This window comes from Mesorhizobium sp. M1334, assembly GCF_040317995.1.
Lineage (GTDB): Bacteria > Pseudomonadota > Alphaproteobacteria > Rhizobiales > Rhizobiaceae > Mesorhizobium.
The window spans coordinates 171,700-183,235 of the sequence record NZ_JAMYLM010000003.1 but is presented as its reverse complement, the minus strand read 5'-3'; the positions used below and the strand labels follow the sequence as shown (position 1 = coordinate 183,235).

Annotated in this window: 14 protein-coding genes and 1 riboswitch; of the genes, 11 read left to right on the top strand and 3 right to left on the bottom strand. The window is 64.5% G+C overall.

The features are described from left to right. Positions 1-98: 98 nt before the first annotated feature. From NKH17_RS07935 to NKH17_RS07920, 4 genes are all read left to right on the top strand, one after another. Positions 99-416 (top strand): ArsR/SmtB family transcription factor, encoded by a 318-nt coding sequence (locus NKH17_RS07935; protein WP_352477563.1) that lies wholly within the window; start codon positions 99-101, stop codon positions 414-416. Continuing rightward, positions 413-895 (top strand): SRPBCC family protein, encoded by a 483-nt coding sequence (locus tag NKH17_RS07930; protein WP_352646991.1) that lies wholly within the window; start codon positions 413-415, stop codon positions 893-895. Before NKH17_RS07935 ends, NKH17_RS07930 begins: the two co-directional genes overlap by 4 nt. 349 nt (positions 896-1,244) lie before the next feature. Next, complete coding sequence (gene mgtE, locus NKH17_RS07925; protein WP_302895619.1) at positions 1,245-2,642, top strand: magnesium transporter; 1,398 nt, start codon at positions 1,245-1,247, stop codon at positions 2,640-2,642. A 138-nt stretch (positions 2,643-2,780) separates the two neighbouring features. Continuing rightward, positions 2,781-3,167, top strand: a complete 387-nt coding sequence (locus NKH17_RS07920; RefSeq protein WP_254818129.1) for a MerR family transcriptional regulator — start codon at positions 2,781-2,783, stop codon at positions 3,165-3,167. 17 nt (positions 3,168-3,184) lie between these two features. Here NKH17_RS07920 and NKH17_RS07915 read toward each other — a convergent pair whose 3' ends face one another. Beyond that, on the bottom strand, positions 3,185-3,691 hold the full coding sequence (locus NKH17_RS07915) for a methyltransferase family protein (protein WP_352897167.1): 507 nt from the start codon (positions 3,689-3,691) through the stop codon (positions 3,185-3,187). 16 nt (positions 3,692-3,707) lie between these two features. Beyond that, a complete protein-coding gene (locus NKH17_RS07910; RefSeq protein WP_352897169.1) occupies positions 3,708-4,706 on the bottom strand; it encodes a heparan-alpha-glucosaminide N-acetyltransferase in 999 nt (332 codons plus the stop codon). A 246-nt stretch (positions 4,707-4,952) separates the two neighbouring features. Between NKH17_RS07910 and NKH17_RS07905 the strand changes: the two genes are divergently transcribed. The 5 genes from NKH17_RS07905 to cobO all read left to right on the top strand — a co-directional run bounded on the left by NKH17_RS07905 (position 4,953) and on the right by cobO (position 8,701). Beyond that, entirely contained in the window at positions 4,953-6,152 is a 1,200-nt protein-coding gene (locus NKH17_RS07905; RefSeq protein WP_352897171.1) for an MFS transporter, read from the top strand. 188 nt (positions 6,153-6,340) lie between these two features. Then, positions 6,341-6,539, top strand: a riboswitch (cobalamin riboswitch). Between the two features lie 36 nt (positions 6,540-6,575). Beyond that, positions 6,576-6,755, top strand: a complete 180-nt coding sequence (locus NKH17_RS07900) for a CbtB domain-containing protein (protein WP_352821478.1) — start codon at positions 6,576-6,578, stop codon at positions 6,753-6,755. Positions 6,756-6,770: 15 nt separating this feature from the next. After that, the gene (locus NKH17_RS07895; RefSeq protein WP_352897173.1) at positions 6,771-7,553 is read left to right on the top strand and encodes a CbtA family protein; all 783 of its coding nucleotides are present in this window, start codon (positions 6,771-6,773) and stop codon (positions 7,551-7,553) included. Further along, the gene (gene cobU, locus NKH17_RS07890; protein ID WP_352897175.1) at positions 7,546-8,067 is read left to right on the top strand and encodes a bifunctional adenosylcobinamide kinase/adenosylcobinamide-phosphate guanylyltransferase; all 522 of its coding nucleotides are present in this window, start codon (positions 7,546-7,548) and stop codon (positions 8,065-8,067) included. The genes NKH17_RS07895 and cobU overlap by 8 nt, the downstream gene beginning before the upstream one ends. Position 8,068: 1 nt before the next feature. Then, complete coding sequence (gene cobO, locus NKH17_RS07885; RefSeq protein ID WP_352897177.1) at positions 8,069-8,701, top strand: cob(I)yrinic acid a,c-diamide adenosyltransferase; 633 nt, start codon at positions 8,069-8,071, stop codon at positions 8,699-8,701. A 298-nt stretch (positions 8,702-8,999) separates the two neighbouring features. Here the strand turns inward: cobO and cbiB are convergent, their stop codons facing one another. Beyond that, on the bottom strand, positions 9,000-9,971 hold the full coding sequence (gene cbiB, locus NKH17_RS07880) for an adenosylcobinamide-phosphate synthase CbiB (protein ID WP_352897179.1): 972 nt from the start codon (positions 9,969-9,971) through the stop codon (positions 9,000-9,002). Between cbiB and cobD the strand changes: the two genes are divergently transcribed. Both cobD and NKH17_RS07870 read left to right on the top strand, forming a co-directional pair. Next, positions 9,970-11,028, top strand: coding sequence for a threonine-phosphate decarboxylase CobD (cobD, locus tag NKH17_RS07875; protein WP_352897181.1), 1,059 nt, complete (start codon positions 9,970-9,972; stop codon positions 11,026-11,028). The two genes, cbiB and cobD, sit on opposite strands and share 2 nt — an antisense overlap. Continuing rightward, positions 11,025-11,528, top strand: coding sequence for a tyrosine phosphatase family protein (locus NKH17_RS07870; RefSeq protein ID WP_352897183.1), 504 nt, complete (start codon positions 11,025-11,027; stop codon positions 11,526-11,528). The genes cobD and NKH17_RS07870 overlap by 4 nt, the downstream gene beginning before the upstream one ends. Positions 11,529-11,536 lie beyond the last annotated feature (8 nt).

Sequence of the window (11,536 nt, the reverse complement as noted above, 5' to 3'; positions counted from 1 at the left end):
GGGATTGCCCGGGGGCTGGAAACCGAACTGGCTGGCCGGTGCTTAACGAGCCTGCCGCCTCCCGTTGACGTATCATAAGTTTTAGCTTATCATAAGTCATGGTTTATGATTATGCAGGCATGATGGCCTTGGCCGATCCGACGCGCCGCAAGGTGTTCGAGCTCATCGCCGATCGGCCACGCTCGGTCATCGATCTGACGCGAGTGCTTCCGGTCTCGCAGCCGGCGGTATCGCAGCACCTCAAGGTTTTGAAGGAAGCCCGGCTGGTCCGCGCAGAGCCGAAAGGTGCCAGCAACATCTATCATCTCGACCCGCATGGACTTGGCGAGATGCGCGCCTGGCTCGACCGCATGTGGGGCGATGCGCTCGACGCCTTCAAACGGGAAGTCGACAACAGCAAGGAGAAGAGGAAATGACGACCATGATCAAGCCCGCGCCGGTCAGGAAGTCGGTGACCGTGGAAGTGCCGCTCGACAAGGCATTCGATGTGTTCACCACAGGATTCGGGCGCTGGTGGCCGGCTTCGCACTCGATCGGCAAATCCGCCCTGACGACCGCGGTGATCGAACCGAAAGCCGGCGGCCGCTGGTACGAGATTGGCGAGGATGGGTCACAATGCGATTGGGGCGACGTTCTCGCCTGGGATCCGCCGTCCAGGCTGACGCTCGCCTGGCGCATTGGAGCCGGCTGGCGCTACGATCCGGCACTGCTGACCGAAGTCGAGATCCGCTTTGTCGCGCTCGGTGAGAACGCGACGCGTGTGGAACTCGAGCACAGGCTTCTGGAGAACATGGGCGAAACCGCAGAGGCGATGCGCGAGGCCTTCGAATCCGAGGGTGGCTGGAGCGGTCTCCTGGACCGCTATGCGGCTGAGGCGAAGCGCCACGCCGCCTGATCGGGAAGCCTTCCATTCCAATACAGCGAGGCCCTCGCACTGTCGGCCTCGCCGTTTTGAATCAGTGTCGATCTGCCCATCTGGTTGACCGGGGCGGGGAGATACGCTGCCCTTTACCTGCCGCCGCGAAGGTTTTGCAGCGCCGCAGGTTTGTAGAACGTCCTCTCCTCCTACCATCCGGTATGCGTTGCGTCGTTTGGACGCGCGAACGGCGCTGTAGCAATTTGCCGTTGCGCATGGTCCTTTCGCAAAATCGATTCCGATTGTCAGGGTCATGCGTTAGACCTGACAGGCACCTTATCCGGAAATCCGATGGCGGGAGGCGCTGGTGGAAGGCCAGGACGAACAGATGACCGGCGCCAGGGCCGTCGAGGAGCGCCGCGCCGATATCTATGACGAGGACGGCGTCATCCTGTCGTCGTTCCTCGCCCAGATCGGTGCCGCGATCGCCGATCGCGATACGCTGACGCTGAAGCGTGAAGTCGACGATCTGCACCAGTCGGAACTCGGCCACCTGCTCGAGGCGCTGCACCCCGAACAGCGCCGCGCGCTGGTCGAATTGCTGGGCAAGGATTTCGATTTTTCCGCGCTGACCGAGGTCGACGAGGCGATCCGCCGCGACATCGTCGACAGTCTGCCCAATGCGCAGATCGCCCAGGCGGTGCAGGATCTCGATTCCGACGATGCCGTCTACATTCTCGAAGACCTCGACCAGGAGGACCAGGACGAGATCCTGTCGCAGCTGCCGTTCACCGAGCGGATCAGGCTGCGGCGCTCGCTCGATTATCCCGAAGAGACCGCCGGCCGCCGCATGCAGACGGAGTTCGTCGCGGTGCCGCCCTTCTGGACGATCGGCCAGACCATCGACTACATGCGCGAGGACAACAATCTTCCCGACCGTTTCAGCCAGATCTTCGTCATCGATCCGAGCTTCAAACTGCTTGGCGCCATCGACCTCGACCAGATCCTGCGCACCAAACGCTCGGTCAAGGTCGAAGAGGTCATGCATGAGACCAGGCATGCCATCCCGGCCACCATGGACCAGGAGGAGGCGGCGCGCGAATTCGAACAATACGATCTTCTGTCCGCCGCCGTCGTCGACGAGAACGAGCGGCTGGTCGGCGTGCTGACCATCGACGACGTCGTCGACGTCATCCAGCAGGAGGCCGAGGAAGATCTGCTGCGCATGGGCGGCGTCGGCGACGAAGAACTCTCGGACAGCATCTTTTCGACCTCGCGCTCGCGCGTGCCCTGGCTGCTGGTCAATCTTTTGACGGCTTTCCTGGCGGCTTCGGTGATCGGCCTGTTCGACCGCACCATCGAGCATATCGTGGCGCTGGCGGTGCTGATGCCGATCGTCGCCGGCATGGGCGGCAATGCCGGCTCGCAGACCATGACCGTCACGGTGCGGGCGCTGGCGACCAGGGACCTCGACATCTACAATGCCGGCCGCATCATCCGCCGCGAGATCGGGGTGGGTTTCATCAACGGCATCATCTTCGCCATCCTGATCGGCCTCGTGGCTGCTGCCTGGTTCCACGATCGCAATCTCGGCGGCATCATCGCGGCTGCGATGATCATCAACATGTTCGTGGCGGCTCTGGCGGGCATCCTTATCCCGCTGCTGCTCGACCGCTTCAAGATCGACCCGGCTGTGGCTTCGGCGGTTTTCGTCACCACGGTCACCGATGTCGTCGGTTTCTTTGCCTTTCTCGGGCTCGCCACATGGTGGTTCGGCGTGCGCTGAACGGCACCTCAATTGACTTTTACGTAAATGCCGTGCGAGGCTTTGGAAGGTGCCTTGTCCGCCGATTCTGTAAACGCCTGGGCGCCGGCGGCGCCGGCCAGTTGGAACTCGCGGCGTGGTCGGGGCATTGGAGTGACGATGCGGGAATATTATTCGATCACGGAACTGACCCGCGAATTCGACGTGTCGACGCGGACGTTGCGCTTCTACGAGGATGAAGGGCTGGTGCAGCCGGTACGGCGCGGCCGCACCCGGCTGTTCCGTCCGTCGGACCGGCATCTGATCCGCCAGATCATGCGGGGAAAAAGGCTCGGCTTCTCGATCAACGAGATCCGCGAAATCATCCAGATGTACAGGGAGCCGCCCGGCGAGGTCGGCCAACTCAAATTGATGATCAAGCGAATCGAGGAAAAGCGCGAGCATTTGCGCCAGAAACGCCGCGACCTCGAAGAGACCCTGGCCGAACTCGACCAGGCCGAGGAATCCTGCGTCGAGCGGCTGGTGGAACTCGGCGTCACCACATAGGCGCTGTCAGCCTCGGCTCAAATCCAGCGCCGCACCCTTTTGGCGTAGTCCCGGTACTTCTTGCCGAATTTGGCCGTCAGCACCTTCTCCTCGCTCTCGATCGTCAGCTTCTGCGTCAGGAACGCCGCGATGACCGCCAGCGGCAGGAACCAGGCGATCCCCGTGGCAAAGGCGAGGCTGACCAGCAGCAATGTGTTGGCGAGGTAGATCGGGTTGCGGCTGACGGCGAAGGGTCCGGTGGTCACCAGATGGTCAGGCACGCCGTTCGGGTTGAGCGTCGTCTTGGCGCGGATCATGGTGCGGATTGCCGTGAACCAGAGCGCGGCAACCGCCACCAACCCCACAAGGCCGGCGGCGAACAGGATGTCGCCGAGAAGATCGTCGATCCACGGCAGCGGATAGAACAGCCCTAGCGCGACGCTGACGATGATGGCGGCGATATAGATCAGCGGCGGCCATGGGATGTGCCCCAGCTTCGGCTGCCCAGGATTTTGCTGCACGGGTTTCGGGTGACTGTCGCTCATTATTGTCCTCCCTCGACTAGCGCGTTCCCGGTTCCGCCGCCTCGGTTTGGGCGGTGCAGGTGCCGGCGAGCTCGCCAATATGCGCCTTCCACTCCAGGGACTGGTCGTTGCTGTAGAGCCGGTCAAGCGAGGCTTCGCCCTGGAGAGTGTCCAGCATGCAGGCACAATAGCTGGAGCAGAACTCGGTGTCGCGTGCCTGCTCGCAGGATATCTGGCAGGATTTCAGAAAACTCACCTCCCTGGTTTCGGCCTGCGCCGGCATGAATTGCGAAAACAGCCAGACCGAGCCGATCAGCACCGGCTGATGGATCAAATAGAAGGCAAGGCTGTGCCGGCCGATGAAGACCAGCGGGTTTGCCCAGCGGCCCGGCGCCAAGGCCGACAGCCGCGTCAGTGCGCCGGAGGTGGCGGCGAGCTTGGTAACCGCGATGCCGGCAAGTACGGCGCCGAACCAGGGCAGCAGCGGAACGTAGTCATTGGAGCGCGGGTTGGTCGCCGACAGGCCGACCCACCACAAAGCCGGAGGATCGAAAAGCTCGGATCGCAAGTAGAAAGGCGCGGCGATAACGAGGGCCGCCACGGAAAGCGTCAGCAGCGCCGGCAGCCGCAGGAACGCCAGGCCGAGCAAGCTGGCGAGCGCGATCTCGTGCAATATGCCGAAGAAGATGAAGCCGTCGGGCGTGGCGATGCGGGTGACCAGCGATATTGCGAGCGCTGCCCCGGCAACCATGGCGAAGCGCTTCCAGAAGCCGGTCCAGCGGATTTTTTTGCCATGGGCGAGATAGAGGCTGATGCCGACCAGGAACAGGAAGCCCGAGGCGATGCAGCGCGCGTAGATTTTCCACCAGCCGAAGGCGGTGAGGCCGGGATCGGTGTAGCCGAAGAATTCGAGGTCCCAGGTGAAATGATAGCTCGCCATGGCAAGCAATGCGATGCCGCGTGCAATGTCGATAGCGGCGATGCGCTTCGACTTCGGTTGATCCTGAACGGCTGCGCTCGGCGTGTCGATGCTCATTGGTCTCGCTGTCTTGGTTCAGCCCCGGCAAGACGACTATCACGGTTGCCACCGTCAAAAGAAGCAGGGCCTTGCGTTGCGTTGGTGACGGTCGGCATCAGGGCTGCTTTAGGCCAGAGCCGGAAAGCCTTTGGCCGGCTTCGCTTTTTGCCGTGAAGGCGTCGGTTTCCTGTTACCCGGCCAGGAATCGCCGCGGCAGATTTGTGCTCCAACCCTGCTTCGGGCGATTCGGCTTCGGGGAACACAATGGCTACCCATGTGCGCCATCCGATCTGGCTTGCGGCCTTGCGGCCGGCGGATGCCCGCACCTTCGCCTCGCTCTATGCGGTCGAATCCTTCGCGCGCGCCACCGTGTCCAGCGTCATCCCGATCCAGGCCTATGAGATACTGCACAACGAGCAGATTGTTTCGATCCTCTACACGATCGTGGCGATGCTTGGCCTGTCGGCGACGCTGTTCATGCCGATGCTGATCGCCCGCTTTGCCCGGCGCTGGGTCTATACCGCCGGCGCCTGCCTGCTGGCCGCCGGCTCGCTGTTCTTCGTCACCCAAACGCTGGCCGGCCAGGTGGTCGGCATGCTCTGCCGCGTCGTCGGCGCCGGCGCGCTGGCGATCACGCTCAACCTCTACATCATGGACCATATCCGCAAGACCGATTTCATGCAGGCCGAGTCGCTGCGCATGGCGTGGTCGATGCTTGCCTGGACCGCCGGGCCGACCCTCGGCATTTACCTCTACACGCGTTTCGGCATCTATGCCGCGCATGGCGCGGTGGCCGTCTTCGCCATGGCTTTGCTGGCGCTGTTCTGGACTTACCGGCTTGGCGATAACCCGTCGATCCGCCCCGGCAAGACGCGGCCGGTCAATCCGCTGGCCAATATCGGCCGCTTCGTCGCGCAGCCAAGGCTGAGGCTGGCCTGGCTGATCGCCTTCGGCCGCTCCTGCTTCTGGACGACGTTCTTCGTCTATGGGCCGCTGTTCATGGTGATCACCGGCGAAGGCAAGCTCGCCGGCGGCCTCTTGGTTTCGGCCGGCAATGCGCTTTTGTTCATGGCCATCTTCTGGGGCAGGGCAGGAAAGCGTTTCGGCGGCCGGCGCACCATGACGTTCGCCTATTTCGCGATGTCGGCAACGCTGCTGGCGGCCGGCGCCGTCGGCGAGGCCGCACCGCTCATCACCGGCGCCTTGCTGCTTTGCGGTGCTTTCTTCACCATCGCGCTCGATGCGCTGGGCTCGACCGCCTTCATGCGCTCGGTGCGCTCGTATGAGCGGGCACAGATGGCGGCGGTCTACCGCACCTATCTCGACTTTTCCGAGCTGACGCCGCCGCTGGTCTATTCCGTGGTGCTGGCGTTCTTCGGCCTGGGCGCGGTTTTCGCGACACTCGGCCTGCTGGCGGCGATCTGCGGCTTCGTCACCTGGCGCTATCTGCCCAAATCGCTTTGATGTTCGAGCGCCGCATGGCGCTCGCGCACCCAATTGTGGAAGCGGTGCAGTGCCGCATCGAACGCAGGCCGTTCTGTTCGACCGCGTAGATCGCGACGTCTGCGGCGCCAGTTCTCCGGTTTGGCGAGGCGGCGCATTCGCCACACGATCCGGCGGAATTTGGTTTGCCGGGCGCGGCGATTCTGCCTATAGTCGCTGATGTCGTCGGTTCCGTTTTGGAACCAAGAGGGAATGCGGTGCGGGCGAAATTGTTTGCCCAATGCCGTGGCTGCCCCCGCAACTGTGTGCGGTAGTCCTCTCCATATGCCACTGAAGGTTCGCCTTCGGGAAGGTGGGGAAGGGCGCTGATCCGCGAGCCAGGAGACCTGCCGGCGACAGGAAACTGACTTCTATGCCCTCGGGTGGAGGGCGAAAGGACAAGACATGAATACCGCTTCCGTCTCGCTCGGCACTTCCGTCTCCTCGCAGTCGCGTTTCATGCAGCTGGCGCTTGCTGCATTCCTCGGCATTTTCGTCATGGGCTTTGTCGGCTTCTCGCATATCGATGCGGTCCACAATGCCGCGCACGACTATCGCCACTCGATGGGCTTTCCCTGCCACTGACAAGGGGCTGACATCATGACACTGTTTCGCAACGTCGTGTTCATCGCGGCGATCGCAGGGCTTGTGGCCGGCGTCGTTCTCGCCTGCATGCAGGCCTACGCCACCGTGCCGCTCATCCTGAAGGCGGAAGTCTACGAACAGGCCGGCGGCGGCCATGACCATGCCGCGGCACCTGCGGCACCGGCCGAAAACGCAGCCGGCACGATGGCTATGAGCAGCGCCGCGCCGGCACCGGCTGAAGCAATGGCTCCGGCTGAAGACGAAGGCTGGGCGCCGGCCGACGGCTTCGAGCGCTTTGGCTTCAGCGTCGTTGCCAATATTGTCACCGGCATTGGCTTCGCACTGGTCCTGGTCGCGGTTTCGGAATTCGCCGGCGGCATCGGCAATTGGCGCCAGGGCCTGTTCTGGGGGCTTGCCGGCTTTGCCGTGTTCACGCTGGCGCCCGGCCTCGGCCTGCCGCCGGAACTGCCGGCGATGCCAGCGGCCGACCTTGTCCAACGCCAGATCTGGTGGTGGGCAACAGTGGTGGCGACAGCGGCCGGTCTCGGCCTTATCGCCTTCCGCAGATCGCTGCCGCTGGCGATCCTTGCCGTGGCGTTGATCGTTGCGCCGCATATTGTCGGCGCGCCGCAGCCCGACAGTTTCGAGACGGCGATCCCGGAAGGCCTGCATCATCAGTTCGTGGTGGCGGTGACGCTGACCAATCTGGTGTTCTGGCTGGTGCTCGGTACGGTCGTCGGGCTGGTGCGCGGACGCTTCACCGGCGCGGCAACCAGCCTGCGCGACAGCTTTGCCTGACCGCGCTGCCGGGGCGCTGACCCTGGTCATCGGCGGTGCGCGCTCCGGCAAGAGCGCGCTTGCCGAGAGGCTGGTGAGCGCCTGTCCGGCGCCGTGGAGCTACATCGCCACGGCGCAAGCCTATGACGAGGAGATGCGTCAGCGCATCGCGCTGCACCGCTCGCGGCGAGGCGATGGCTGGACGACCATCGAGGCGCCGCTCGACCTTGCCGGCGCGATCGAGGCACTGCCCAACGGCCAGCCGGTGCTGATCGACTGCCTGACGCTGTGGCTGACCAACCATATGCTGGCCGACCATGATGTCGAGGCCGAATGCCGAAGGCTGGCCGATGTGCTGTCGCGGCCGCGCGGCCCATGGTTCGCGGTGTCCAACGAGGTCGGCCAGGGCATCGTGCCGGACAATGCGCTGGCAAGACGGTTTCGCGATGCCGCCGGCCGGCTGAACCAGGACGTCGCGGCGGTCGCCGGCACCGTGCTTTTGATGGTGGCGGGGCTGCCGCTCAAGGTGAAATGACATGGCTGATACTATCGATCCCAAGACCATTGAACAGGGGGACGAGGAACGCCACCGCGCCAAGATGGCCAAGCGCAAGGCGGTGCAGGACGCCGAGGTTGCAGCCAAGACGGTCGAGAAGGGGCTGTTGATCGTCAACACCGGGCCGGGCAAGGGCAAGACCACGGCCGCCCTCGGTCTGGCGCTCAGGATGCTCGGCTACGGCAAGCGTGTCGGCGTCGTCCAGTTCATCAAGGGCAAATGGCACACCGGCGAGAAGGACGCGTTTTCCAGTTTTGGCGATCGCGTCGTCTGGCACGCCATGGGCGAGGGCTTTACGTGGGAGACGCAGGACCTGAAACGCGACATCGCGGCGGCCGAGGCCGCCTGGGCGAAAGCGCTCGAACTGATGGCCGAGCCGTCGATCAGCCTCGTGGTGCTCGACGAGTTGAATATCGCGTTGCGTTACGACTATCTCGACCTCGAAAAGGTGGTCGCGGCGCTGAAGGCACGCCGCCAAGGCCTGCATATCGTCGTCACCGGCCGCAACGCCAAGCCGGCACTGGTCGAGGCGGCCGACCTGGTCACCGAGATGGGCGTGACCAAGCACCACTTCTCCGCCGGCGTGAAGGCGCAGCAGGGGATTGAGTTCTGAGGGGTGTTGCTGGTTTGTCGAGGTCAGCGCTGCCCCTCATCGCCTGCCGGCGACTTCTCCCCGTGAAGGACGGGGAGAAGGAGCTAGCCGCAACGCTGGCGATCTCCGTCTCCCTGTCTTTTCACGGGGAGGTAAGGCTGAGGGGCAGCGCCGACCTGAACCGATTATTTGAGGCGTTGCCCTATTTTGTTCTTGCTTTGTGCCGGCAGCTATGCTACTAATTTCGCTATGGTGCTAATTGGCTCCAACGACCCGCCGCTTGGCGGGTTTTTTGTTTGCGCTCGATCTCGAGCGCAGGTCACGCCAAGATAGCAACCACCGCGACCACCCCGAACAGCCCGATCAGCAGTAAGTCGGCGACCCGGTAGAGTTTCAGCGCCCGTCGGATGTCGGTGCTCTCGACATCGTCGCGGCGGCCGCCTTCGCCCATCAACGCGTCTTCGACCATCACGCCGTCATAGGAACGGGGACCGGCGAGCGCCAGGCCGAGCGCGCCGGCCATCGCTGCTTCCGGCCAGCCGGCATTGGGCGAGCGGTGCTTTTTCGCATCGCGCCGCACGGCGTGCCAGGCGGCTTTGGCGTCGGCGCCCTTTACCAGGAAAGCCGCAAGCACGATCAGCAGCGCCGTCAGCCGCGACGCCGGCAGGTTGATCCAGTCGTCGAAGCGCGCAGCCGCCCAGCCGAAGGCTTCGTGGCGCGGAGTGCGGTGGCCGATCATCGAATCGGCGGTGTTTGCGGCCTTGTAGGCGACGCCGCCGGCGAGCCCGCCAATACCGATCCAGAAGGCCGGCGCGACGACGCCGTCGGAGAAATTCTCGGCAAGACTTTCGATCGCTGCGCGGCAGACAGCGGCCCTGTCGAGCTTTTCCGGATCGCGGCCGACGATCCTGGAGACGGCGATGCGGCCCATGTCCAGTCCGCCGCTGTCGAGTGCGTCGGCCACCGCTTCGACATGCTCGGCTAGGCTCTTCTGCGACAGCAGCGACGTCGCCAGGATTGCGGTGACCAACAAGCCGAAGGGAATGCTCCAAAGCATGGCTTCGATCCAGAAGGCGAGGGCGGCCGGCACCAGCACGATCACCAGCAGCGCGACGACGCCCCAGCGGCGACGGTCGGCGTCGGAATCAGTGGCGCGGTTGAGCCTGCGGTCGAGAAAGGATATCAGCCTGCCGAACCAGGTGACGGGATGGCCAATGGCATCGAAGAGCCGGGCCGGGTAGCCGAGTACAAGTTCGATGGCCAGCGACAGGAAAGTGATCAGGATCGACATGAAGTCTCTTGATGGGGTGACGGCGGCAGTGGACCACGGCGGAAGCCTTGGCCGGGCGAGGGCGCTTTTCCCTCACGCGCCGCTGCCTTTCGTCGACCTCTCGACCGGGATCAATCCGCACTCCTACCCGCTTTTCGATTTGCCCGCCACCGCCCTGTCGCGATTGCCGGAAACGGCGCGCAGCCGCGACTTGGCTGAACTCGCGGCAAGCGCCTATGGCGCGCCGTCGGCGGCGAACGTCGCGGCGGCGCCCGGCACGCAGATCCTGTTGCCGCGCGTCGCTTCGCTGGTCAGCCCGGGCAAGGCGCTGGTGCTCGGGCCGACTTATGCCGAGCATCGGCGGGCAGCAGCGATCGCCGGCCACGCGGCGGCTGAAGTCGATGATCTCGAAGCCCTGGCTGCGGCCAACCTTGCGATCGTCGTCAATCCAAACAACCCGGACGGGCGCGTCGTCGAGCGCGAAAGATTGCTTCGACTTGCCGGGACATTACGCGCCAGAGGCGGGCTGCTGGTCGTCGACGAGGCCTTCATGGATGTCGGCCCGCGCAGCGAGAGCCTGGCCGGCGACGTCGACCAGGGCGGCATCGTCGTGCTGCGCTCGTTCGGCAAGTTCTTCGGCCTGGCCGGCCTGCGGCTTGGGTTTGCATTGGCCGACGCGCTGATGGTCGAGCGGCTGGAGGCGCAATTCGGGCCGTGGGCGGTTGCCGGGCCGGCGCTCGAATATGGCATAAGGGCGCTTGCCGACACCAGCTGGCAGGCCGGGATGCGGCGCCGTCTGGCCGAGGATACCGCACGGCTCGACACGCTGTTCGGCCGCTTCGGCGTGCCTGTCGCCGGTGGCACCACGCTGTTCCGCTATCTCAGGCTGGCGAACGCTGCCGGCCTGTTTTCGGCACTTGGCCAGCGCGGCATCCTGCTTCGGCATTTCGCCGGCCGGCCGGATGTGCTGCGCGCCGGCCTGCCGGGAGCCGACGAAGAATGGCGGCGGCTCGAATCGGCGCTTGCCGGCTGGGCCTCGCGGCGCGACGATGATGCCAAGGGAGAAACGACCCAATGATCCATGTCTGCTCGCTGTCCAAAGTCGAGGAAACGGTGACGAAGACCGGCGCCGGGCGGCTGCTTTCGCTGCTCGCCGCCGGAACGGAGGTGGTGCGACCGGCCTCGATCACCAGGGAAAACCATCTGCATCTGGTCATGCACGACATTGCGGTGGCGCAGGAGGGCATGACCATGCCGGGCGAGGAGCACGTTCTGACCCTGCTCGATTTCGCCCGCCAATGGGACCGCTCGCGGCCGCTGGTGGTGCATTGCTATGCCGGCATCAGCCGCTCGACCGCCTCGGCCTATATCATCGCGGCAGCGCTGGCGCCGAAGCGCGACGAGGCCGAGTTGGCCGAGACTCTGCGCAGGCTGTCGCCGACGGCGACACCCAATCCGCGGCTGATCGCGATCGCCGACACGCTGCTCGATCGCAGGGGCCGGATGATCGAAGCGATCCAGGCGATCGGGCGCGGCGCGGATGCTTTCGAAGGCACACCGTTCGAATTGAAAATCTGAGCCTTAAA

Excerpts from the sequence above, each read along its gene's own strand:
- NKH17_RS07935 (WP_352477563.1), top strand. The coding sequence starts at position 99 with ATGGTTTATGATTATGCAGGCATGATGGCCTTGGCCGATCCGACGCGC.
- NKH17_RS07930 (WP_352646991.1), top strand. The coding sequence starts at position 413 with ATGACGACCATGATCAAGCCCGCGCCGGTCAGGAAGTCGGTGACCGTG.
- mgtE (WP_302895619.1), top strand. The coding sequence starts at position 1,245 with ATGACCGGCGCCAGGGCCGTCGAGGAGCGCCGCGCCGATATCTATGAC.
- NKH17_RS07920 (WP_254818129.1), top strand. The coding sequence starts at position 2,781 with ATGCGGGAATATTATTCGATCACGGAACTGACCCGCGAATTCGACGTG.
- NKH17_RS07915 (WP_352897167.1), bottom strand. The coding sequence starts at position 3,691 with ATGAGCGACAGTCACCCGAAACCCGTGCAGCAAAATCCTGGGCAGCCG.
- NKH17_RS07910 (WP_352897169.1), bottom strand. The coding sequence starts at position 4,706 with ATGAGCATCGACACGCCGAGCGCAGCCGTTCAGGATCAACCGAAGTCG.
- NKH17_RS07905 (WP_352897171.1), top strand. The coding sequence starts at position 4,953 with ATGGCTACCCATGTGCGCCATCCGATCTGGCTTGCGGCCTTGCGGCCG.
- NKH17_RS07900 (WP_352821478.1), top strand. The coding sequence starts at position 6,576 with ATGAATACCGCTTCCGTCTCGCTCGGCACTTCCGTCTCCTCGCAGTCG.
- NKH17_RS07895 (WP_352897173.1), top strand. The coding sequence starts at position 6,771 with ATGACACTGTTTCGCAACGTCGTGTTCATCGCGGCGATCGCAGGGCTT.
- cobO (WP_352897177.1), top strand. The coding sequence starts at position 8,069 with ATGGCTGATACTATCGATCCCAAGACCATTGAACAGGGGGACGAGGAA.
- cobD (WP_352897181.1), top strand. The coding sequence starts at position 9,970 with ATGAAGTCTCTTGATGGGGTGACGGCGGCAGTGGACCACGGCGGAAGC.
- cbiB (WP_352897179.1), bottom strand. The coding sequence starts at position 9,971 with ATGTCGATCCTGATCACTTTCCTGTCGCTGGCCATCGAACTTGTACTC.
- NKH17_RS07870 (WP_352897183.1), top strand. The coding sequence starts at position 11,025 with ATGATCCATGTCTGCTCGCTGTCCAAAGTCGAGGAAACGGTGACGAAG.